Annotated in this window: 17 protein-coding genes and 1 pseudogene; 10 read left to right on the top strand and 8 right to left on the bottom strand. The window is 71.8% G+C overall.

Annotated elements, in window-relative coordinates; all coding sequences use genetic code 11:
- Nucleotides 1–260 precede the first annotated feature (260 nt).
- Together StrepF001_RS32745 and StrepF001_RS32740 are read right to left on the bottom strand one after the other, a co-directional pair.
- Complete coding sequence (locus tag StrepF001_RS32745) at nt 261–887, bottom strand: hypothetical protein (RefSeq protein WP_129801803.1); 627 nt, start codon at nt 885–887, stop codon at nt 261–263.
- Nucleotides 884–1,489: an RNA polymerase sigma factor gene (locus StrepF001_RS32740; protein WP_129801802.1), complete on the bottom strand. Its 606-nt coding sequence runs from the start codon at nt 1,487–1,489 to the stop codon at nt 884–886. Before StrepF001_RS32740 ends, StrepF001_RS32745 begins: the two co-directional genes overlap by 4 nt.
- Nucleotides 1,490–2,037: 548 nt before the next feature.
- Between StrepF001_RS32740 and cyc2 the strand changes: the two genes are divergently transcribed.
- Nucleotides 2,038–4,227, top strand: coding sequence for a germacradienol/geosmin synthase Cyc2 (gene cyc2, locus StrepF001_RS32735; protein WP_129801801.1), 2,190 nt, complete (start codon nt 2,038–2,040; stop codon nt 4,225–4,227).
- Here the strand turns inward: cyc2 and StrepF001_RS32730 are convergent.
- Nucleotides 4,220–4,480 (bottom strand): hypothetical protein, encoded by a 261-nt coding sequence (locus tag StrepF001_RS32730; protein WP_165396420.1) that lies wholly within the window; start codon nt 4,478–4,480, stop codon nt 4,220–4,222. The genes cyc2 and StrepF001_RS32730 overlap by 8 nt on opposite strands.
- Here StrepF001_RS32730 and StrepF001_RS32725 point away from each other — a divergent pair.
- Nucleotides 4,421–5,025 (top strand): annotated as a pseudogene (locus StrepF001_RS32725) (LysR substrate-binding domain-containing protein); the annotation flags it as partial. The gene StrepF001_RS32730 and the pseudogene StrepF001_RS32725 sit on opposite strands and share 60 nt — an antisense overlap.
- Before the next feature lie 98 nt (nt 5,026–5,123).
- On the top strand, nt 5,124–5,732 hold the full coding sequence (locus tag StrepF001_RS32720; protein WP_129801799.1) for a PDZ domain-containing protein: 609 nt from the start codon (nt 5,124–5,126) through the stop codon (nt 5,730–5,732).
- On the opposite strand, the gene StrepF001_RS32715 is transcribed toward StrepF001_RS32720, so the two are convergent.
- Nucleotides 5,725–6,480, bottom strand: a complete 756-nt coding sequence (locus StrepF001_RS32715) for a metallophosphoesterase (protein ID WP_206307010.1) — start codon at nt 6,478–6,480, stop codon at nt 5,725–5,727. The two genes, StrepF001_RS32720 and StrepF001_RS32715, sit on opposite strands and share 8 nt — an antisense overlap.
- Before the next feature lie 202 nt (nt 6,481–6,682).
- Between StrepF001_RS32715 and StrepF001_RS32710 the strand changes: the two genes are divergently transcribed.
- A complete protein-coding gene (locus StrepF001_RS32710) occupies nt 6,683–7,810 on the top strand; it encodes an aminopeptidase P family protein (RefSeq protein WP_129801797.1) in 1,128 nt (375 codons plus the stop codon).
- Nucleotides 7,811–7,859: 49 nt separating this feature from the next.
- A complete protein-coding gene (locus StrepF001_RS32705; RefSeq protein WP_129801796.1) occupies nt 7,860–8,801 on the top strand; it encodes an aminoglycoside phosphotransferase family protein in 942 nt (313 codons plus the stop codon).
- Between the two features lie 130 nt (nt 8,802–8,931).
- Here StrepF001_RS32705 and treZ read toward each other — a convergent pair whose 3' ends face one another.
- Nucleotides 8,932–10,677, bottom strand: coding sequence for a malto-oligosyltrehalose trehalohydrolase (gene treZ / locus StrepF001_RS32700; protein ID WP_129801795.1), 1,746 nt, complete (start codon nt 10,675–10,677; stop codon nt 8,932–8,934).
- Nucleotides 10,678–10,850: 173 nt separating this feature from the next.
- Between treZ and StrepF001_RS32695 the strand changes: the two genes are divergently transcribed.
- From StrepF001_RS32695 to StrepF001_RS32685, 3 genes are all read left to right on the top strand, one after another.
- Entirely contained in the window at nt 10,851–11,402 is a 552-nt protein-coding gene (locus tag StrepF001_RS32695) for a DUF1707 and FHA domain-containing protein (RefSeq protein WP_129801794.1), read from the top strand.
- A 134-nt stretch (nt 11,403–11,536) separates the two neighbouring features.
- Nucleotides 11,537–12,886 carry a M14 family zinc carboxypeptidase gene (locus StrepF001_RS32690; protein ID WP_240797786.1) on the top strand — a complete coding sequence of 450 codons (1,350 nt, stop codon included), beginning with the start codon at nt 11,537–11,539 and terminating at the stop codon, nt 12,884–12,886.
- On the top strand, nt 12,883–13,302 hold the full coding sequence (locus StrepF001_RS32685; RefSeq protein WP_129801792.1) for an SSI family serine proteinase inhibitor: 420 nt from the start codon (nt 12,883–12,885) through the stop codon (nt 13,300–13,302). Before StrepF001_RS32690 ends, StrepF001_RS32685 begins: the two co-directional genes overlap by 4 nt.
- Nucleotides 13,303–13,421: 119 nt before the next feature.
- Here StrepF001_RS32685 and StrepF001_RS32680 read toward each other — a convergent pair whose 3' ends face one another.
- The 3 genes from StrepF001_RS32680 to glgX all read right to left on the bottom strand — a co-directional run bounded on the left by StrepF001_RS32680 (nt 13,422) and on the right by glgX (nt 19,373).
- The gene (locus StrepF001_RS32680; protein WP_129801791.1) at nt 13,422–14,672 is read right to left on the bottom strand and encodes a M14 family zinc carboxypeptidase; all 1,251 of its coding nucleotides are present in this window, start codon (nt 14,670–14,672) and stop codon (nt 13,422–13,424) included.
- A 151-nt stretch (nt 14,673–14,823) separates the two neighbouring features.
- A complete protein-coding gene (treY, locus tag StrepF001_RS32675; protein WP_129801790.1) occupies nt 14,824–17,172 on the bottom strand; it encodes a malto-oligosyltrehalose synthase in 2,349 nt (782 codons plus the stop codon).
- A 92-nt stretch (nt 17,173–17,264) separates the two neighbouring features.
- The gene (glgX, locus tag StrepF001_RS32670) at nt 17,265–19,373 is read right to left on the bottom strand and encodes a glycogen debranching protein GlgX (RefSeq protein WP_129801789.1); all 2,109 of its coding nucleotides are present in this window, start codon (nt 19,371–19,373) and stop codon (nt 17,265–17,267) included.
- Between the two features lie 182 nt (nt 19,374–19,555).
- On the opposite strand from glgX, the gene StrepF001_RS32660 reads away from it, so the two are divergent.
- Together StrepF001_RS32660 and StrepF001_RS32655 are read left to right on the top strand one after the other, a co-directional pair.
- On the top strand, nt 19,556–20,380 hold the full coding sequence (locus StrepF001_RS32660; RefSeq protein ID WP_129801788.1) for a Tat pathway signal sequence domain protein: 825 nt from the start codon (nt 19,556–19,558) through the stop codon (nt 20,378–20,380).
- Between the two features lie 82 nt (nt 20,381–20,462).
- The gene (locus StrepF001_RS32655) at nt 20,463–21,773 is read left to right on the top strand and encodes a copper amine oxidase (protein WP_129801787.1); all 1,311 of its coding nucleotides are present in this window, start codon (nt 20,463–20,465) and stop codon (nt 21,771–21,773) included.
- Nucleotides 21,774–21,823: the final 50 nt, after the last annotated feature.

The following is a 21,823-nucleotide window of genomic DNA, read 5'->3' as shown; positions in this document are numbered from 1 at the left end:
AGATCGCCAAGCCTTTGATCCGGCCGTCGAAAATGCCTCCGCAGGCTGGCGGAAGACAGGACGCGCCTGATGAGGTGGTTTATACCGTGATCACCCCTGTGATGTTCATGGCTGCGCCTGGTCCAAGGGGGCGAACATGCCCATCACCCGGGCTGCAGGCTGACCGTGCATCATGGGCCGGTCCCCTCGCCTGCCGGTTGCCTGGCGGCCCGCGGAAGTCCGGTTCCCCGGGTGTGGACGAGCTTCGGTGAATCCGTCGGCTAGGGCCTGTCCAGCAGGGCGACCTTCATCGGAACACAGGGTTCGGCCTCGCTTTTGGCCTCGTAGAACTCGACCGCGCGCGGCCGGGAACTGCCCCGGGTGTTCTCGAAGGCCAGCACGTTGCCCCGGCGCAGGGCGATGTCCCAGCTGGACTGAATGGGGATGATCGGTACACGATTGCCGTGTTCATCAATCGCGGCGCCCGGGAAGGTGACTTTGCTTCGCTCGCAGACGTAGCCGGGAGCGAGCACGTCAACGGTCACCTGAATGCCCCACGGGCGTACTTCCCTCGCGAGTTCGTACTGGGCGTCGACACTGATGCTCTGCTCCTTGACGGTGAGTGTCACACTGCCGTCACCGTGGCGTTCCACCGCGTACGCCGTCGAGTCGGCCGGCGAACCGGGCACAACCACCGCGGCGAGCCACGCCGCAGCACAGGCCGCCGCAACGACAGCGATCCGTCGTGGAGTGAGCGAAGTGAACAGACGGTGCACGGAAGCCTTCGCCTTGCCCTCGCCCGTTGCGGCCTCAGCCGCCCCCGTCCCGCTCGCCCCGGACTCGCGCAGTTGGATCTCCCCCTTCAGCTCATCCAGCAGCCGGTCCTCGAACGTCGTCCTCCTGCTCATGCTTCTCCCCTCGCGACGTGCAGCAGCGATGCGTCCGGCGCCACCGCGGTCTTGGGGTCCGCTTCCTCCTGCAGCGCCTTGCGCGCCCGGTGCAGGCGGACCCGGGCAGTGACCTGGCGGATGCCCAGCGCGGCCGCCGCCTCCGTGACCGTGAGCTGGTCCACCGCGATCAGCTCCATGACGGCCCGCTCGCCCTCGGGAAGCCTCGCGAGCGCGGCCAGGGCCCGGCGACCCGGGCTCTCCGCGTCGAGCTTGTCCTCGAGGCGGACGATGTCGTCGGCCTCCAGCAATCGCCGTCCGGAGAAGCGCAGATCGCGTTCGGCCTCTCGGGCGACCCGGCGGCGCTCCGACGACACGACGTTGCGCGCGATGCCGTACAGCCAGGCCGTCTCGCTGCCGAGACCCGGGCGGTAGGAGTGGGCCGAGTCGAGGACGGCGAGGAAGATCTCGGCCGTCAGGTCGGCCGCCGTGTGCGGGTCGTCGACACGCCGGGCCACGAAACGCATCACCGCGTCCACGTGACGCCGATAGAACTCCTCGAAGAGCTGCGGGTTCCGTACCGCCGCGGCGGGCCCACCCCGTAACCGTTCCGCGCCATCCACAGGCGACTCCTTCTCGTCCAGGCTCCCCCGGTCCTCCTTCTCGGAGGTTCATCGGAGTTCTTCAAAGGCACTTCACTTGTTCTTGGAACGAGGCGTGAAAAGCGTTACAGAGTGAACCCGAGGACCCCCGCACACGGCAGGCCCTTGGCCGGGCCGAAGCGTCCGTCATCTTGGAGGGAGGCGGGTGAGGCGGCGGGTCATCAGCGTGATCACCGCCCACCTGCGGGGCAGGCGGAGTCAGCCCGGACGACGGTGATCTCAGGGTGCATCAGCCTTCTGCCGCCGGCTCATGGCTGCCGCTCCCTTGTGGAGGTCGGGTGAAGTGGTGGCAACCTAGCTGATTTCGCGGGTAATTCACCAGATCAGAGGTGGCTGTGGGAGGTAGCCGAGGTCCTCGCGGATCGTCTCGAACAGCATGTCAGGGGGCTCAGCCCAGCGCGGCCTCCACAGCGCCCACGCCCGACGCTCCGACGGCCCCGATTCACGCGATGAGGTGATCATGTCCGGGCCCGCGGATGCCCCCGGCGGGCCACGGGTAGGGCCCGGCCATGACGCAGCAGCCCTTCGAACTCCCGCACTTCTACATGCCGTATCCCGCGCGGCTGAACCCCCATGTCGACGAGGCCCGGGCCCACTCGACCGGGTGGGCGCGCGAGATGGGCATGCTGGAGGGTTCCGGGATCTGGGAGCAGGCCGACCTCGACGCGCACGACTACGGCCTGCTCTGCGCCTACACCCACCCCGACTGCGACGCCGAGGCCCTCTCGCTCATCACCGACTGGTACGTGTGGGTCTTCTTCTTCGACGACCACTTCCTGGAAACCTTCAAACGCAGCCGGGACCGCGCCGGCGGCAAGGCATACCTGGACCGGCTTCCGCTGTTCATGCCGCTCGACCTGTCGACACCCGTGCCCGAGCCGCAGAACCCGGTCGAGGCGGGCCTCGCCGACCTGTGGGCGCGCACGGTGCCCGCCATGTCCGTCGACTGGCGGCGGCGGTTCGCCGTGGCCACCGAGCACCTGCTGAACGAATCCTTGTGGGAGCTGTCCAACATCAACGAGGGCCGGATCGCCAACCCCGTCGAATACGTCGAGATGCGCCGCAAGGTCGGCGGCGCGCCCTGGTCGTCGGGGCTGGTGGAGTACGCGACGGCCGAAGTGCCCGCGTCCGTCGCCGGGTCGAGGCCGCTCAGGGTGCTGATGGAGACGTTCTCCGACGCGGTGCACCTGCGCAACGACCTGTTCTCCTACCAGCGCGAGGTGGAGGACGAGGGGGAACTCAGCAACGGCGTGCTCGTCCTGGAGACCTTCTTCGGCTGCACCACCCAGGAGGCCGCCGACACCGTCAACGACATCCTCACCTCCCGGCTGCACCAGTTCGAGCACACCGCCCTCACCGAAGTGCCCGCACTGGCCCTGGAGAAGGGCCTCACCCCCAAGGAGGTCGCCGCGGTCGCCGCGTACACCAAGGGGTTGCAGGACTGGCAGTCCGGTGGCCACGAATGGCATATGCGCTCCAGCCGGTATATGAACGAACGCGCCCGTGCCACTTCGCCCTGGCAGGGTCCGACCGGCCCCGGCACGTCCGCCGCCGACGTCGGCGCACTGCTCGCCGCGGCCGGCGCCATGGGGGCACCTCCCACGCCCTTTAGGCAGTGGGGGAGGCTTCGCGCCTATACGCACGTGCCGTTCCAGAAGGTCGGCCCGTCCCTGCTGCCCGACTTCCACATGCCCTTCCAGGTGGAGCTCAGCCCGCATCTGGACGACGCCCGCCACCGCCTCACCGGCTGGGCGCAGCGCATGGGCATCCTCCAGGAGGGCGTCTGGGACCTGGACAAGCTCCGCGCCTACGACCTCGCTCTGTGCTCGGCGGGCATCGATCCGGACGCGGCCCCGGAGGCCCTCGGCCTCAGCGCGCAGTGGCTCGCCTGGGGCACGTACGGCGACGACTACTACCCGCTGGTCTACGGCCACCGCCGCGACCTGGCCGCCGCCCGTCTCACCACGGCACGCCTGTCCGCCTGCATGCCCGTCGACGGCGAGGAGGCCCCGGTCCCGGCCAACGCCATGGAGCGCGGACTGATCGACCTGTGGGCCCGGACGACGGCGGGAATGACCTCCGAGCAACGGTGCACCCTGAAGTCCGCGGTGGACGTCATGACCCGGAGCTGGGTGTGGGAGCTGTCCAACCAGCTCCAGAACCGCATCCCCGACCCGGTCGACTACCTGGAGATGCGCCGCGAGACCTTCGGCGCCGACCTCACCATGAGCCTGTGCCGGATGGGCCACGGCCCCGCCGTACCGCTGGAGGTCTACCGCAGCGGCTCCGTCCGCTCCCTGGAGAACGCCGCCGTCGACTACGCCTGCCTGCTCAACGACGTCTTCTCCTACCAGAAGGAGATCGAGTACGAAGGTGAGATCCACAACGCGATCCTTGTCGTCCAGAACTTCTTCGGCTGCGACTACCCGGCCGCGCTGGGCGTCGTCCACGACCTGATGACCCAGCGCATGCAGCAGTTCCAGCACGTGGCTGCGCAGGAACTGCCCGTCGTGTATGACGACTTCGACCTCTCGGACGAGGCGCGCGCGATCATGCAGGGCTATGTGGCCGATCTGCAGAACTGGATGGCGGGCATCCTGAACTGGCACCGGGAGGTCGACCGCTACAAGGCCGACTGGCTGGCCCGGCGCGCCCACGGCTTCCTCCCGGACCGGCCGCCCGCCCTGCCGGTCAGCTGACCTCCCGTACCCGCTCCGCGGTCTGTTCGGCGAGCTCCCGGGCGCCGTTCGCGGCGTTCTCCGAGAGCTCGCCGAGTATCGCGTCGGCGGCGGTGAGGACCGTACGAGCGTCCGCGGGGAGGCCTGCGTCGGCCAGGGCGCGGGTGAGGGCGTAGTGCTCCTCGGCGATGAAGCGGCCGAGGTTCACGCCGCGCCAGTGCCGGAAGGAGTCGTCACCCGGGTCCGCCAGGATGTCCCGCAGGGATCCCAACATGCTGACAGCGTAAGGAAGTTGCCCGGAATCGCGTTCCAGGCGGGCCTCGGCCTGGTCGACGGCCTCGCCGCCCCCAGCGATCCGCTGCGGCTGCCCGACGTGGCGCCGCTGACCACATACGGCGTGGGGAGGAGCCCGTGTGCGTCCTCCTTCCCGCCACGCACCCGCTGGCCCGGCGCTCCGGCCTGCGCCTGGGCGACCTCGCCGACGCCCTCCCCCACTGCCCTGAGGGCGTGGGAGGTGCCCCCAGCTCGACGCCCCCGACGCAGGGCTGCCGCTGGCCCACCTCCGGGCCGCGAACGGTGGCCATGGCTTCCGCCCCGTCCTTGCGCTACGACGGCACGGACGTCCGCACCCTCACCGCCCTGGCCGCCACGGGCCACGGCCTGACCCTGCTGCCCCGCTCGGCGGGAGAGGCGGTGGCGGGCACGGTCGCCGTCCCGGTCACCGAGCCGCGGGTCGTCCACCGCACGGAGCTGGTGCACGCGGGCTCGCCGCGGGGAGCGGCGGCAGCGGTCGTGGAGGCGTTGACCGCACGGGGGTGAGCCACTATGGCTTCCCGTTCTTGACCATGGGTCAGTCTCACTCGTTCGTGGCTCGTTGCGCGCCGGTGCGCCGGGTAGTGCACCACCGGAGGCGAACCATGGAACAGACTGCATTGCGTCCCAAGCCGATGCCCGGTCGGGAGCCGGGCGGCGGCAGCGGATCGAGCCCCGGCCGGCGGCCGCACGCCGCGCGCCGTCGCGGCCGACGGCTCACGACCCTGCTTTTCGGCCTCTTCATCGGAACGGTGCTGGTGCTGTCCGGCGTCGGACTGGGCACGGTGGGCGCCACGGTGATCGGCATGAGCAAGGTCGCCGAACTCCGGCGACAGGCGGGGCAGGCCGGGCCCGCGGCACCGGGGGCGCGTGTCGGCCCGTCCGCCTCGTCCCGCCCGGGCCCGTCCATGCCGACCACCGCGCCGAGCCCCTCACCATCGGCGCCCGCGGGGGCGACCCTGGCCGTGGAGGTCGTGGACGCCGAGAAGTCCGGCGCCATGGTCGTGGGGGTCCACGTCCCGGGGCCCGGCTTCGCGGCGGGCCTGGTGCGCGGAGACGTACTCCTCACGTTCGACGGCACTCCCGTCGAGTCCGCGTCGGACCTGGCCCGTGCGGTGGGTGCGGCACGGCCAGGGGTGGCGGTCGATGTGACGGTACGTCATGAAAGCGGTGGCTACCAGCAGTTGACGGTAGTGCCCGGTGTCATCACGTGACCACCCGGAAGTGGCTGGTGAGCCGCCCCGAGTCGTCCAGGACGTGAAAGGCCAGCCCGGCCGGCGCGTCCCGGTCGGCGACCTGCTCGCCCTCCCAGGGCAGCCGCAGCGTCCATGTCACCCCGGGACCCACGACCAGGGGCCGTCCGGCGAACGCGGTGGCCGCGGGGGTGTGCGCATGCCCCGTGACGAGCCCGGCGATCTCGGGGCGGCGCTCCATGAGGGCGGCCAGCCGGTGCGGTTCGCGGAGCTGGTAGGAGTCGGGCAGGGGGTGATGCAGTGCGACGGGCGGGTGGTGGAAGGCGAGCAGCACCGGAACGGCTGCGTCGAGCTCGTTCAGCGTCGCCTCGATCCAGTCGTACGTCTCGTCGTCCAGCGCCCCTTCGTCGCTGCCGGGGATGCTGGAGTCGCACATCAGTACGGCGGCGTCGTCGAAGACGTGCACGCCGTTGACCGGTCCCTGGGCCGCGGGCCGCCCCAGCAGCGCCTTGCGGAACGGCTCGCGGCGGTCGTGGTTGCCCGGGCAGGTCAGCACCGGGAACGGCGCGTCGCCGGTGTCCAGGCCGAGGATGCGGGCGGCCTCCTCGTACTCCGCCTCCGTGCCGTGGTCCGCGATGTCCCCCGTCACCAGCAGCGCGTCCACGTGACCCGGCAGTCCCCACAACCGGTCGCGCACCCGCTCGGCGCGCTCCGTCGCCCGTGGGCTTCCGTCCAGGTGCAGATCGCTGATGTGGGCGAGTACGAGCACGGGTGGGACCTCCCTGGAGCGCGGACTAATGGAATGGCTGCATCTAAGCATTAGATGAAATGGGTGGGCAATGTGAAAGCATCAGCGGGTGGGCCGGGCGTGGCCGGCTTCCGGCCCGAAACCCCGGCTCACCGGCTCGCGCGGCCCCCTCCGGCCGGGCAGGATGCTGCCCGTGGCACCCGCACGGCTCAAGGAGGACCGGATGACCGGCAGTACGGTTGCGCCCTTCACCGCCGACGACTACCGGGCCCGCATGGAGCGCGCCGCGCGGGCGGCCGCGGACGCCGGGCTCGCCGGGCTGCTGGTGGCGCCGGGACCGGACCTGGTGTGGCTCACCGGCTACGCACCCACCGCGACCACCGAACGGCTCACCCTCCTGGTCCTCACCGCCGGGCAGGATCCCGTCCTCGTCGTCCCCACTCTCGAGGCCCCGGACGCCGCCAAGGCCCCGGGTGCGCCCGCCCTGAGCCTGCGCGACTGGACCGACGGCAAGGACCCCTACGCCGCCACCGCCGCCCTGCTCGACGCCACAGGACACTTCGGTGTCAGCGACAACGCCTGGGCCATGCATCTGCTGGGCCTGCAGAAGGCGCTGCCCGGCAGCTCCTACGCCTCCCTCACCGAAGCCCTGCCGATGCTGCGCGCCGTCAAGGACGCGGTGGAGCTGGAGCTGCTGGCGGCCGCGGGAGCGGCCGCAGACGCCACGTACGAGGAGATCCGGAAGGTTTCCTTCGCCGGCCGCCGGGAGTCGGACGTCGCCCGCGACCTCGACGGTCTGCTGCGCCGGTTCGGGCACGCCCAGGTCGACTTCACCATCGTCGCCTCGGGTCCGAACGGCGCCAACCCGCACCACGAGGTGGGGGACCGCGTCATCGAACGCGGTGACATGGTCGTCCTCGACTTCGGCGGTCTCAAGAACGGCTACGGCTCCGACACCTCCCGCACCGTCCACGTCGGCGAACCGACCGAGGAGGAGCGCCGGGTCCACGACATCGTGCGCGAGGCCCAGGAGGCGGGCTTCCGCGCGGTGCGGCCGGGAGCCGCCTGCCAGGAGGTCGACCGGGCCGCCCGCGCGGTCATCGCCGACGCCGGGTACGGCGAGTACTTCATCCACCGCACCGGCCACGGCATCGGCGTGACGACCCACGAGCCCCCGTACATGATCGAGGGCGAGGAGCAGCCCCTCGTCCCCGGGATGTGCTTCTCCGTGGAGCCGGGCATCTACCTGCCGGGCCGCTTCGGCGTGCGCATCGAGGACATCGTGACGGTGACCGAGGACGGCGGCCGACGCCTCAACGACACCACGCGTGAGCTGGTCATAGTGGACTGACCCCAGCCCAGGAGCCCCCCGTACGAACCCGAGTGACGACGGTCCGACCATGACCCAGGCACCGACACCCACCGCGGACACCGTCCGCCGGCTGGTCCTTTCCCTGCTCAAGGAGGGCGCGGGCGCCGTCGGCCCCGAGGTCCGGCCGGTCACCGGGACCGGCGGGCACGCCACCTGGTGGGTCGGCACCCGCCATGTGCTGCGCCTCGCCCCCGACCGCGAGGCCGCCGCGCAGCAGCGCCGCGAACTGCGGCTGCGCGACCTCGTCCGCCCGCACGTCCCGGTCGCCGTGCCGGTCAGTGTGGCGCACGGCGAGTGGGCGCCGGGGCTCACCTACACGCTGGACATCAAGGTGCCCGGCGGCTCGGCCGCGGAGCACGACGTGTCCGCCGTCGGCGAGGCCGATCTGGCCGGACTGCTCACGGGGCTGCGCGAGGTGCCCGTACGGCAGGCGGAGGCGCTCGGTGTGCCGCGCGTCTCCCCGCGCTCCCTGGAGGCCCTGCGCCGGGCCGCCGGACGCGCCGCCGAGCGCCTCGCCGCGGCCGACGAGTTCGACGCCGGGCTCTTGCGTCAGCTCACCGGTCCCGCGGCGGTCCAGCTCGCGGCGCAGCCCGGCACCGCGGTCCTCGTCCACCACGGCCTCACCGGTGACCACCTCGTGGTCGGCGCCGACGGCCGGGTGCGCGGCGTCCTCGGCTGGGCCGACGCGGTCGTCGGCGACCCCGCCGAGGACATCGCCGGACTCGCCCGCGCCGTGGGCTCCCCGGCCGCCGTGCGAGGCGCCACCCTCGCCGGATACGGCGCCCGCCCCTGTCTGCGCGGTCTGTGGCTCGCCCGCTGCGACAGCGTCGTACGGCTCGCCGAGCGCCTCGCCGGCCGTGGCGACGACCCGCCGGCCCTCCTGAGAACCCATCTGCGCCACGCCTGGGAGGCGATCCTCCTGGAACGCGTGACGGAACTGCGCGAGGACGCCACGGACGACGCGCTGTAGCGCCGCCCGCGCGGGCAGGCCATGACGGGCGCCGCGCGCGCCCGTACGACGCCCTCAGCCGTCTGGCACGCCCGCGCGCCCGTACGACGCTGTCAGCCGCGTGGCACGCGCGCGTGGACCGGCGCCGCGCTCACGGCTGCGCCACCACCACGCACGACTCCCCGGGCACGCGCAGCACACCTTCCCCGTCCGGGGGCCCGACCGGTTCCCACGCGGCGAGTACCTGGGCCGGGCGGGTGCCCAGGGGGATCGCGGCCGTCTCCTTGCCCAGGTTCACGGCCACGCAGATGTCCCCGCGCCGGAAGACGAGCCGGTGCGCCTCCTCGTCGTAGGCCACCTTGATGTCGGAGAGGTCGGGATCGGTGAGGTCCGGCTGCTCGTGCCGGAGCGCGATGAGCCGTCGGTACCAGGCCAGTACGCGCGCGTGGGGCTCGTTTTCGGGTTCGGACCAGTCGAGGCAGGAGCGGTCCCGGGTCGCCGGGTCCTGCGGGTCGGGCACGTCCTCCTCGGCCCAGCCGTGCGCCGCGAACTCCCGCCGCCTGCCGCGCCGTACCGACTCCGCGAGCGCCGGATCGGTGTGGTCGGTGAAGAACTGCCAGGGTGTACCGGCCGCCCACTCCTCACCCATGAACAGCATCGGCGTGAAGGGGCCGGTCAGTGTCACCGCGGCGGCGCAGGCCAGCAACCCGGGGGACAGGGTGGCGGAAAGGCGGTCTCCCTGGGCGCGGTTGCCCACCTGGTCGTGGGTCTGGCTGTAGCCGAGCAGCCGGTGTGCGGCCACGCGTGTACGGTCCAGCGGACGCCCGTGACGCCGGCCCCGGAAGCTGGAGTACGTGCCGTCGTGGAAGTAACCGCCCGTCAGCGTCTTGGCGAGCGCCTTGAGGGGAGCGCGCGCGAAATCCGCGTAATAGCCCTGGGACTCGCCCGTCAGCGCGGTGTGCAGGGCGTGATGGAAGTCGTCGTTCCACTGCGCGTGCACCCCCAGCCCGCCCTCCTCGCGGGCCGTGATGAGCCGTGGATCGTTCAGCTCCGACTCGGCGACGAGGAACAGCGGGCGTCCTGTCTCGGCGGCGAGAGCGTCCACCGCGGTCGACAGCTCCTCCAGGAAGTGGCACGCGCGCGTGTCCGCCAGCGCGTGCACCGCGTCCAGCCGCAGTCCGTCGAGCCGGTAGTCGCGCAGCCACGCCAGCGCGCTGCCGACCAGAAACGCCCGCACCTCGTCCGACCCGGGAGCGTCCAGATTGACGGCGACGCCCCACGGAGTGTGGTGCCTGTCCGTGAAGTAGGGCCCGAACTCGGGCAGGTGGTTCCCGGACGGACCGAGGTGGTTGTGCACGACGTCCAGGACCACGCCCAGACCGAGTTCGTGCGCCCGGTCGACGAACCGTTTCAGCGCCTCGGGCCCGCCGTACGGCTCGTGCACCGCCCACAGCGACACGCCCTCGTATCCCCAGCCGTGCCGCCCGGGAAAAGGGCACAGCGGCATCAACTCGACGTGTGTGACCCCCAGTTCGGCGACATGTCCGAGCCGCTCGGCAGCCGCGTCCAGGGTGCCCTCGCGCGTGTACGTGCCCACATGCAGCTCGTACAGGACCGCACCCTGCAGCGGGCGGCCCGACCACTCGGTGCGCCATCCATGGCGCCCGTGGTCGACCACCGCGCTCAGGCCGTCCGGGCCGTCCGGCTGCCGGCGCGAACGCGGATCGGGCCGTACCGGCCCGTCGTCCAGCGCGAAGCCGTACCGCGTACCGTCGCGGGCCTCTGCCTCCCCGGTCCACCACCCCGCTCGCTCCGGATCCCGCTCCATCGCGCGCGTGGCGCCGTCGCAATGGAGCGTCACACGGCCGGCCTGTGGTGCCCACACCTCGAACTGCACGGACGGTTCCCCTTCGTCTGCTCACCGTGATGTAGCCCGACCATCGTGCTTCAAACACGATCAATCCGCTTGTGAATACCTCCTTTTGCGGCGGGTGTCGTCAGGTACGCGCGGGTGCCGACCGTTTCCTCGGTTTCTGGACACCGGGGGTTCACTGACCGACAATCACGAGCGTGACGTCGTCCTTCGAGTTCCCGACCTATCCCGCGCGGCTCTCCGACGCCGAGCGCGACAAGGCACTGAAGCGCTTGCGTGACGGCGTCGCCATGGGCCGTCTCTCGCACGACACGTTCATCCGGCGCATGGAACTGGCACTCGCCGCCCGCCGCTCCGACGAGCTCGCCGTCCTCACCGCCGACCTGCCCACCGAGGGACGCCTGTCCCGTGTGGTGTTCGGCACCGTCGAGGCGGTGTCCGGCTTCACCGAGCGGCTGCGCCGGGCCTGGCAGGCCGAGCGGCTGCCCAAGCTGCTGCTGCCGCACCCGGCGGCCGGGCGGCCGCTGCGCATAGGCAGGGACCCCGGCAGCGGACTCAGGCTGAACCACGAGACGGTCTCCCGCGTGCACGCCGAACTCAGCCGCCAGGGCGGCATGTGGGTGCTGCGCGACCTCGGCTCGACCAACGGGACGACGGTGAACGGGCGGCGGGTCATCGGCGCGGCCGTCGTCCGCGAGGGCGACCAGGTCGGCTTCGGGCAGATGGCCTTCCGGCTCGCGGTGAGCTGATCGGGCCCGTCGCCGCTGTTCAGCCACCCCCAAGCGGGCTGGCGGGGCGCGGTGTTGACGTACACCTGAACTCGTGACTGACTGTGCGTACACCACACACATCAGGTGAACCGACGGCACCACGGAGGTGTGCCCTGCCGCCACTCCTCCGCTATCCGACCGTCGACGAGCTGGGTGCACGAGCGGCCGCCCTCGTCGCCCGCCACCCCCGTACCGCCCGGCTGCGCCGCATCGGCGTCTCCCGCGCGGGTACCCCGCTGCACCTGCTGTCCCTCGGCCACGGCCGCCGTCAGGCCCTGGTCGTGGCCGGACCGCACGCCAACGAGCCCGTCGGCGGCGCCACCGCCCTGCGCCTGGCCGGGCAGGTGCTCGCCGACCGCAGCCTCACCGACGGCGCCGACGTCACCTGGAACCTGCTGCTGTGCCTCGACCCCGACGGACTGCGCCGCAACGAGAACTGGCTGGCGGGCCCGTACAGCCTCGAGAAGTACTTCCGGCACTTCTTCCGCCCCGGCTTCCTGGAACAGCCCGAATGGCTGCCCGAGGGCGCGGACGGAGCCGTCCTGCCGGAGACGCGTGCCCTGCTCGCCCTCCAGGACGAACTGAAACCTTTCTTCCAGGGCTCCCTGCACGGTGTCGACATCGGCGGCGGCTTCGTCGAGCTGACCCGCGACCTGCCCGGCCTCGCCCAACGCGTGGCCCGCGCCGCGGCCCGCTTCGGCATCCCGCGCGAACTCGGTGCCTACGACACCCTGTACTGGCCGAGCCTGGGACCCGCCGTCTACCGGATCCCCTCGCCGCGCCGGGGCGATCTGGCCGCGGCCATCACCGAGGCCGCCGTCGAGTCCACGTGGTACCACCCGCACCGGCACGGCACGGTCACGGCCGTCGTGGAGGCGCCCATGTGGGGCGTGGCGGCCGTGGAGGACGGCTCCGTGCCTGCCGACCCGGACGGGGCGCTGCGCACCGTCAGCCGCACGCTGCGCCACGACACCCTGCTGCTGCGGCGGCTCCTCGCGCGCGTGCGCCCGCATGCCGCCGCGCTCCCGGACGCCGCACGCCTGCTGGCGCCGGTCGACGACTACCTGCTCGTCTGCCCCGGACTCGCCGACGCCTGGGACCCCGACCTGGGCGACCGGGCGCGCCCGCTGCCGCCGCTCAGCAGCGCCCACCTGGCCGCCCTGCGCATCGCCGGGCGGCGCCTCGCCCTGCGGACGGCCGGACTGCTGCACCAGCTCGCCACCGCCACCGGTGACGACCCGGCCGGTGTGCTCCCGGAGCTGGACCCGCTCGTCGACGCGTGGTGCGCCGACTACCGTGACGACTGCGGGGCCCGCTGGATCCCCATGCAGCGCCAGGTCGAGTACCAGTCACAGGTGGTGCTCGACGCGTTCGAACTGGCCCTGCGGCACGCGTCCGCGACCTCCCGTTCGGGTGATCCGGGCTGGGGACCCGAGCCGGTCGTGCCGATGCATCGGGAATGACGCACATCCTCACAGCGAACGTAGTACGGGGCGTTCTGCCGGCGGCGGCCGCACTGCTCGTCGTCGGCGTGACGCCCGCACAGGGGACGGTCCAGGAGGCCCGCACCGGCGACTGGCTCTACCTCACGGTCACCCGGGGCGACGCCCGGTCCGGCGAACCACGAAGCACCCTGCTGCGGTGCGACCCGCCCCAGGGACACCGACGGGCCGCCGAGGCCTGCAACCAGCTCGATGCGGTGGACGGCGACATCGGCCGTATCCCCCTGAAGGACGGCTACTGCCCGATGGTCTACGCGCCCGTGACCGCCCACGCGCGCGGACGGTGGAAAGGACGGCCGATCGAGTACCGGGAGACGTTCGCGAACACCTGCGCACTGGTGGCCCGTACCGGTGCGGTGTTCGTGCAGGACCGTTGACGCCGGGGGGAAAACCCGGCACGCGCGCGTGGAGCGGCGTCGCGGCGCTTCGGCGGCCAGGGCCTGTTGCGAGAGAGGCGTCGCGCGGCAGGCGCCTCTCTCGCAACAGGCCCTGGGCTTCAGCCCGATCGTTCGCGCGCGTGCAGGGCTGCCGCGACGACCGTGCGGGACTGGTGCTCGACCTGATGCTCCAAGGGCACCCAGCGGGCGCGGAAACGCTCGGCGAAGGCGTCGCTCCACATCGCGACGAGCCGCTCGAGGCGTGGTGCCGCGCGGTCGTCGTTCTCCTGAAGGACCCGCAACAGCATCGCCGCGGCACGCAGCGGCAGCCGGCGGGCGAACGCGTCGACGCTGCCCACATACGCGCGCGTGTGGTCGGCGGGTGGTGTGTGCCTCCAGTCCGCGGCCAGCCCCGGCACCAGCTCCAGCGCCCACCTCGCGGCCCGTAACAGGGGCCCGTCGACACCCTCCAGACGCGGCTGCGCCTCGTCAAGCACCCGCTCCACCTCCAGGGTGTCCCGCAGCAGCCGGCTCGCGAGGCGGCGCATCGCCGCGGCCGGCGCCGGATGCGGAGCCGGGTCGTCCACCAGGTCGCTCGCCCACATCGGCACCTCCACGACCGCGGTCAGACCACCGTAGCGGTGCACGTGGTACCAGGTGCTGCGCCGTGCGTCGTCCGGCATGCTCGGGTACGCCGCGCCCGAACCGGGACCCGGCATCACATGCACCCCCGGGCCCGCCGCGGGCCAGCCGGCGGCGTCCGAAGCGCCCGTCTCCACCGGAATGTGCAGCTCCGCCGCCGACTTGGCGAACGGCTCGGCCAGGCCCGGGACGTCCTTCGTCAACTGCACCCAGCTGCCGCCCAGGTCGGTCCCGTGCAGGGTCACCTGGAGGTACGGGCGCAGCTCGTCGATGACCCCGGTCAGGGCACGCGTCTCGGGCGGCAACCGGTCCGGCGGCAGCACGGCCGGCGACCACTCCGGCTGCTCCGGGCCCGCGGGCCGGAAGAAGCCGAGGTGGTAGTCGAGCAGGCTGCGCGGCGCCGGCGTCACGTGCAGGCTCGCCCCGTCCGGGTCCGCGCACAGCAGGAAGTGCCAGGACACACCGGAGCGCAACGGGCGTTCGTGCACGACCCGTTCGGCGAGCGTGAGAAGTGTGGAGCCCCCGGTCGGCTCGTTCGCGTGGGCGCCCGCGACGACCAGGACGGCGCGCGGGGCGCGGCCGACGGACAGCAGACGCAGGGGGCGGCCGCCGCGGGAGACGCCGACCTGCCGGAGGACACACAAGCGGGGGTGCTGAGCGGCCAACGCCCGGGCGGACGACACGATTTCGGTCACGGTGGGGTAGCGCAGCTCCGGCAGGAGACTCACCCCCGTCATGTTTCCGCCCGGCTTCGCACCCGCAGTACCGCACGGTCTCCGTGCGGTGTCAAGGACGCCGCGGGGAGGCGCCAGGGGGCTCCCGGAGGCACACCGGCCGTGCCAACGGCTCCGGCGCCGGACCCACGGCTCCCCGCGCCCTTCAGCCCACCCTCTCCAGCAGGGCGACCGGCAGTGGCGCGAAAAGGTCGTCCACGCGCGCGTGCCCGGTGAACTCCCGCTCCGGAGCCAGTACGTCGGCCCAGCGACCCGGCGGCAGCGTCAGCCGCGTGTCACGCCAGCCGCCCGCCTCCGCCAGCCGCAGCGACAGCCGCGTGACGGCGGTGACGACCTCCCCGGAGCGCACGTACGCCGCACAGTGGGACGCCGCGGGCCCCTCGGCGGGCAGTGGCGCGTACGTGGCCGCGTCCCCGAACACCTCCGGCCGCCGCCTGCGCAGCCGCAGCGCCGCCCCGGTCACCGCCCCCTTGTCGCCAAGGTCCCCGGGCGGGAACCCGGCGGGCCGGCGATTGTCCGGATCGACCAGCGCGCGGTACTCGCCCTCCGTGCCCTGGTACAGGTCCGGCACCCCCGGCATCGTCAGGTGGACCAGCGCGGTGCCGAGCATGTTCGCCCGGATGTGCGGCTCCAGCGTGCCGCGGAGGGCGTGCACCCGTTCGCCCGGGGCCCCGCACGGCCCCGCCGCGACGAACGCCGCCACCGCCTCCTCGTACGGGGGCTCCTGTTCCGTCCAGCTCGTGTACAGCCCGGCTTCCCGGATGTGCTTGAGCAGCGCCCGCTGCACCCGGTCCGGATCCGCCGGGCCGAGTCCGAACACCGTCTGCCAGGCCGCCCACGCGAGCTGGGCGTCCGGTACGCCCTCGCCCGTGCGGGTCACCTCGGCCAGCGTGTCCGCCCAGAGCTGCGGACACTCGGTGAGCACGGCCAGCGCCGCCCGCAGGTCCGCGCTGCGCTTGGTGTCGTGTGTGGACACCACGGTCCCGGTGCCGGGCCAGTCGCGCTGCACGCGCGCGCAGTAGGCGTGAAAGTCCTCCGGAGGCATGGCGGGGCTCCCCGGATTCCCGCCCACCTCGGTCGCCGACAACAGCGGCACATAGCGGTAGAACGCAGTGTCCTCCACGGACTTCGCGCGCAGCGCCGATGCCGTCTGCGCGAACCGGGCGCGGAACTCCAGATGGTCCGGACCGTCACCGTGGCGCCCGAGCACCAGGCCGCGCACCACGTCGACCGCACCGGCCTCCTCGGGCACGACGAAGGCCGCCCGGGCCTGCGCGGCGGCCTCCTCGGTGACGACGGAAGCGGCGTCGCCGGACTCGTACGGCCGGTAGACCTGTATCCGCACGAGCAGTTCCCGCAGGGCGGTGTGCAGCGCCCAGGGCGCGCGGTCGCGCAGCGCGGGATCCGGCGACGTGACGCAGAGCCGGCTCGCCACCCGGGTCAGCCGGTCCACCTCGGCGGCCAGCTCGTGCTCGAGCACCCGGTACGCGGCGCGGCGCACCGTCGCCTCCCAGTTCCCGCCCCGGTCCGTCTGGGGGGCGGCGAACCGCCGGTACTGGCCGAGGAGTTCCCCGGCGCCCGCGGGATCCGTGAACAGGCCGTCGACGTGCCGCAGGGCGTCGTAGCCCGTGGTGCCCGCGACAGGCCAGGAGGCCGGCAGGTGCTCCCCGTCGGAGAGGATCTTCTCCACGACCGTCCAGCGGCCGCCGGTCGCCTCGTGCAGGCGCTGCAGGTAGGCGTCGGGATCGGCGAGCCCGTCGGGGTGGTCGATACGCAGCCCGTCCACCACACCGTCGTGCAGGAGCTGCAGGATCTTGGCGTGTGTGGCCTCGAAGACCTCCGGTACCTCCACCCGCAGCCCGATGAGCTCCGAAATGCTGAAGAAACGCCGGTAGTTGAGCTCGGTACGGGCCAGCCGCCACCACACCGGGCGGTACCACTGTGCATCCAGGAGCTGCGGCACCGGCAGCTCCTCGGTGCCCTCACGCAGCGGGAAGGCATGGTCGTGGTAGCGCAGGACGTCGCCGTCGACCTCCAGACGGTCGATCTCGGCGCCGAGCGGCTGCCCGAGCACCGGCAGCAGCACCTGACCGCCCTGCGCCTCCCAGTCGATGTCGAACCACCGCGCATACGGCGACTTGGGTCCCTCCCGCAGCACCTCCCACAGGGCGCGGTTGTGCCGCGGGGCCATGGCCATGTGGTTCGGCACGATGTCCAGCACCAGCCCCAGGCCGTGCTCCTTCGCGGTGCGGGCGAGCGCGCGCAGTGCGTCCTCGCCGCCCAGCTCGGCGCGCACGCGCGCGTGGTCCACGACGTCGTATCCGTGCAGTGAGCCCGGTACGGCCTCCAGGACAGGGGAGAGGTGCAGATGCGAGACGCCGAGCGAGGCCAGGTACGGCACGGCCGCCGCCGCGGCCCCGAACGGGAACTCGGGCTGCAGCTGCAGCCGGTAGGTGGCCGTGGGCACCACCGGGTCAGGACGCTCAGGTGTCATGGAAAGCTACGTACCCGCCCCGCCGGGTTTCCTGTCATCGTCCCCTGCGCGTGAGTGACGAGCGCGGCAGCGGGGCTCTCTCGAGTCCACACCTAGGCGGGCCGCTGCAACACCGTGAGACTGCGGTCCGGCAGTGTCAGACGGTCGCCGGCAGCCACCTTCGCGTCCGTGCCGGGCGGCACCGCGTCGGGTCGGGCGGTGTCGACGACGACGTGCCACTGGTGTCCGTGATCGACCGGCACGACGAAGTCCAGCGCCTTGGGTGAGGCGTTGAACATCAGCAGGAAGGAGTCGTCGGTGATGCGTTCCCCGCGCGCACCGGGCTCGGAGATCGCGTTGCCGTTGAGGAACACCGTCAGCGCGGACGCCTGGGCGGACTCCCAGTCCCGTTGGGTCATCTCCCGGCCCTCCGGCGTGAACCACGCGATGTCGGACAGGTCGTCGTGGGTGCCCTCCACGGGCCGCCCGTGGAAGAAGCGCCGCCTGCGGAAGACGGGGTGGTCCTTGCGCAGCCACACCATCGCGCGCGTGAAGTCGAACAGGTCGCTGCCGTCCTCGGGCCACACCACCCAGGACAGCTCGCTGTCCTGGCAGTATGCGTTGTTGTTGCCGCGCTGGGTGCGGGCGAACTCGTCGCCGTGGCTGATCATCGGCACACCCTGGGACAGCATCAGCGTGGCGATGAAGTTCCGCATCTGCCGGGCCCGCAGCTCCAGCACGGCCGGGTCGTCGGTCTCGCCCTCCGCGCCGCAGTTCCAGGACCGGTTGTGGCTCTCGCCGTCGCGGTTGTCCTCGCCGTTGGCCTCGTTGTGCTTGTGGTCGTAGGAGACCAGGTCGTGCAGGGTGAAGCCGTCGTGGCAGGTCACGAAGTTGATGGAGGCGAGGGGGCGGCGGCCGTCGTCCTGGTAGAGGTCCGAGGAGCCGGTGAGCCGGGAGGCGAACTCCGCGAGCGTGCGCTGCTCGCCCCGCCACAGGTCCCGTACGGTGTCGCGGTACTTGCCGTTCCACTCCGTCCACAGGGGCGGAAAGTTGCCCACCTGGTAGCCGCCCTCGCCCACGTCCCACGGCTCGGCGATCAGTTTCACCTGCGACACGACCGGGTCCTGCTGCACCAGGTCGAAGAACGACGACAGCCGGTCCACCTCGTGGAACTGGCGGGCCAGTGTGGCGGCGAGGTCGAAGCGGAAGCCGTCGACGTGCATCTCGGTGACCCAGTACCGCAGCGAGTCCATGATCAGCTGCAGAACGTGCGGGGACCGCATGAGCAGGGAGTTCCCGGTCCCGGTGGTGTCCATGTAGTAGCGGGGGTCGTCCGCGAGACGGTAGTACGACGGGTTGTCCAGGCCCCGGAAGGACAGCGTGGGACCGAGGTGGTTGCCCTCGGCGGTGTGGTTGTAGACGACGTCCAGGATGACCTCGATCCCGGCCTCGTGCAGCGCGCGCACCGCCGACTTGAACTCCAGGACCTGCTGCCCGCGGTCGCCCCAGGAGGCGTACGCGTTGTGCGGGGCGAAGAAGCCGATGGTGTTGTAGCCCCAGTAGTTGTTCAGGCCCATGTCCACCAGACGGTGGTCATTGACGAACTGGTGTACGGGCATGAGCTCCAGGGCGGTCACGCCCAGCCCGGTCAGGTGCTCGATGACCGCCGGATGGGCGAGTGCCGCATAGGTGCCGCGCAGTTCCTCCGGCAGCCCGGGGTGCCGCATCGTCAGGCCCTTCACATGGGCCTCGTAGATCACCGTGTGGTGGTACTCGGTGCGCGGCCGCCGGTCGTCGCCCCAGTCGAAGTACGGGTTCACCACGACCGACGACATGGTGTGCGGGGCGGAGTCCAGGTCGTTGCGCCGGTCGGGTGCGCCGAACGGGTAGCCGTAGACCTCCTCGCCCCACTCGATCGAGCCGCTGATCGCGCGCGCGTACGGGTCGAGCAGCAGCTTCGCGGAGTTGCAGCGCAGACCCCGCTCCGGGGCGTACGGGCCGTGCACGCGGTAGCCGTACCGCTGCCCCGGCATGACGCCGGGCAGGTACGTGTGCCGCACGAACGCGTCGCTCTCCCGCAGTTCCACCGCCGTCTCGGAGCCGTCGTCGTGCAGCAGACACAGCTCTACTCGGTCCGCGGCCTCCGTGAAGACCGCGAAATTGGTGCCGGCGCCGTCGTAGGTGGCGCCGAGCGGATATGCCTCTCCAGGCCAGACCTGCATGGACACGACTCTTCCAGGTGTGCCGCCCCGGTGGGGCCGCCTTGACACCGAGTCTCCCCGAAAGTGATGGAACCCCCTCCGGCTTACTGCCCTCTTACCGATCGACCAGTGCATACCCAGGTATGCCGAACCAGTGGGGCAAACACGTACTCCCGAGGAGTCAGGGGGAGTAGGGGGAAAATGTGCGCAAGATAGTGCACCGCCATCTGGGCAAGGTGGTGGCCGGTGCGGCCATTGCGGTGGCGGGTACCGCCGTGATGGTCGGCGTCACGCTGCCCGGTACGGCGGGAGCGGACGACACGTCCGGGGGGACGGCCGGCGGGCAGAGCGCCCAGCAGGCGGCCCAGGGGCCCGGCGAGCAGGGCCAGGCAGCGGTTCCGCCCGGTGTGGTGGAGGAAGCCCCGGTCGAGGGCGAGAAGGGCACGGGCCGGGACCCGCTCACCGACGACGAGATCGAGCAGGTCGAGCGGATCGCCCTCAGCCGGCAGCTGCGGACCTCCGGTGAGGACGTCGACGGGGGCCGTGGGCCGCAGCGACTGGGTGTCGACCTCGCGGACCCGGAGGCCGGCGAGCTGGACGACCCGGACGCGCCCCGGCGCGCCGAGGCCACGTTCTACGACTACCGTCACGACACGCTCGTCACCAGGACCGTCAATCTCGAGACGGGGAAGGTCGAGCGGACCGGCACCCAGCAGGGCGTCCAGCCGCCGCTGACCCGCGCCGAGGCCACCGAGGCCGCCCGGCTGCTGATCGCCGATCCACTGGGCGCGGGCCTGAAGGCGGACTACAAGGACGCCACCGGCAGGGAACTCACCTCGCCCGACCAACTGCTGCTCAACAGCATGGTCTACCGGGCGTCGCCCGGCGCCCAGCCCGCCGCACTCGACCAGTGCGGCGAGCACCGCTGTGTGCGGCTGTTCCCCAAGGTGAAGAACGGGTCGTGGATCGACGCCCGTTCCCTGGTGATCGATCTGAGCGCCCGCAAGGTGGCCGAGCTCGACCGCTGAGCCGCCGCGCTCGCGCCGAAAGCCAGTCCACTTTTCCAACTTGCTCCATGGAGCAAGCCTTCCGCAGGGGAGTCACTTCGTCATGCCCGTGATCAGAAACAGCCGTGCCCGCAGGCGGACGGCCCTGGCCCTCGCCGTGGCCGGGCTGGCCGCCGGCACCACGACCGGGGCGGGTCCGGCCGCGGCCCAGCCCAAGGCCGCCCCGGCCCCGGCGGCCGAGTGCAGCGCCGCGTACCGCATCGAGCAGAAGCTCTCGACCGGCACCACCTGGCGCATGTGCTGGCGCTACCACAAGGAGGCCGGCCTCGTCCTGGAGCACATCTCGTACCAGCCGCCGGGCGAGTCCCGGCCCATCAAGGTGCTGGCCACCGCCAAGCTCGGGCAGATCCACGTGCCGTACGACGACGGCAAGAACGAGTACAGCGACCTCACCCAGGCCGGTTTCGGTCAGGGCCTGATGGACCTGGCGCCCGGCGAGTGCCCCGGCGGCACGATCAAGACCGTTCGGGTCCCCGAGGCCTGGGACCCCTCCCGCGAGAACGTCAAGGGGCTGTGCACCACGACCCGTTCGCGTGGCCACGCCTACCGCATGCAGGGCGACGCGGCGAACAAGGTGTTCCAGAAGCAGGGCAAGGACCTGCTCGTCTACACCGTCAACCAGGTCGGCTGGTACGAGTACATCACCGAGTGGCGCTTCCAGGACGACGGCACGATCAACATGAACGTCGGCGCCACCGGCACCCTCGCCCCCGAGGACTACGACGCCGGCGACGGTCGCGGCTGGCCGATCGGCAAGGGCGCCAAGGACTACGCCACCAGCCACAGCCACAACGTCTTCTGGCGGCTCAACTTCAACCTCGACGGCTCATCCAAGGGGAAGATCGAGCAGTACGACTCCAAGGTCAGCGCGCCCGCGGCGGGCCGCCCGGCACCGAGCAACAAGACGACCCGCACCCCGGTCACCAAGGAACTCGCGGGCGACGCCAGGAACATGCGCTGGTGGCGGGTCGTCAGCGCGACCGGCAAGAACAAGGACGGTCACGACCGCTCGTACGAGATCGTCCCCGGCCCCAGCGCCACGTACCCCGGGCGCGGCTACACCAAGCACGACGTGTACTTCACCGAGTACAACAAGTGCGAGCAGTTCGCCAGCGACAACCTGCCCAACTGCGGCGCCGGCCATGGAAAGTCCGTCGACAGGTGGGTGAACGGACAGGCCCTCAAACACCCCGTGGTCTGGGTGAACATCGGCTTCCACCACATAGCGCGCGACGAGGACCAGCAGCCCATGCCGGTCCACTGGCAGGGCCTGTCCATCGCCCCGCGTGACGTGACCGCTATGAATCCGCTCACGCCGAGGGAGCTGGCCGATCAGAACGGGCACGTGGAATAAGGAAGTTGGGAAACGAGCCTGTCCATCCGGCTGCACCGCCGACCGCTCCC

The sequence above is a fragment of the Streptomyces sp. F001 genome, from assembly GCF_004187715.1.
Classification (GTDB): Bacteria; Actinomycetota; Actinomycetes; order Streptomycetales; family Streptomycetaceae; genus Streptomyces; species Streptomyces flavusporus.
This window is presented reverse-complemented; position numbering and strand designations above follow the sequence as displayed.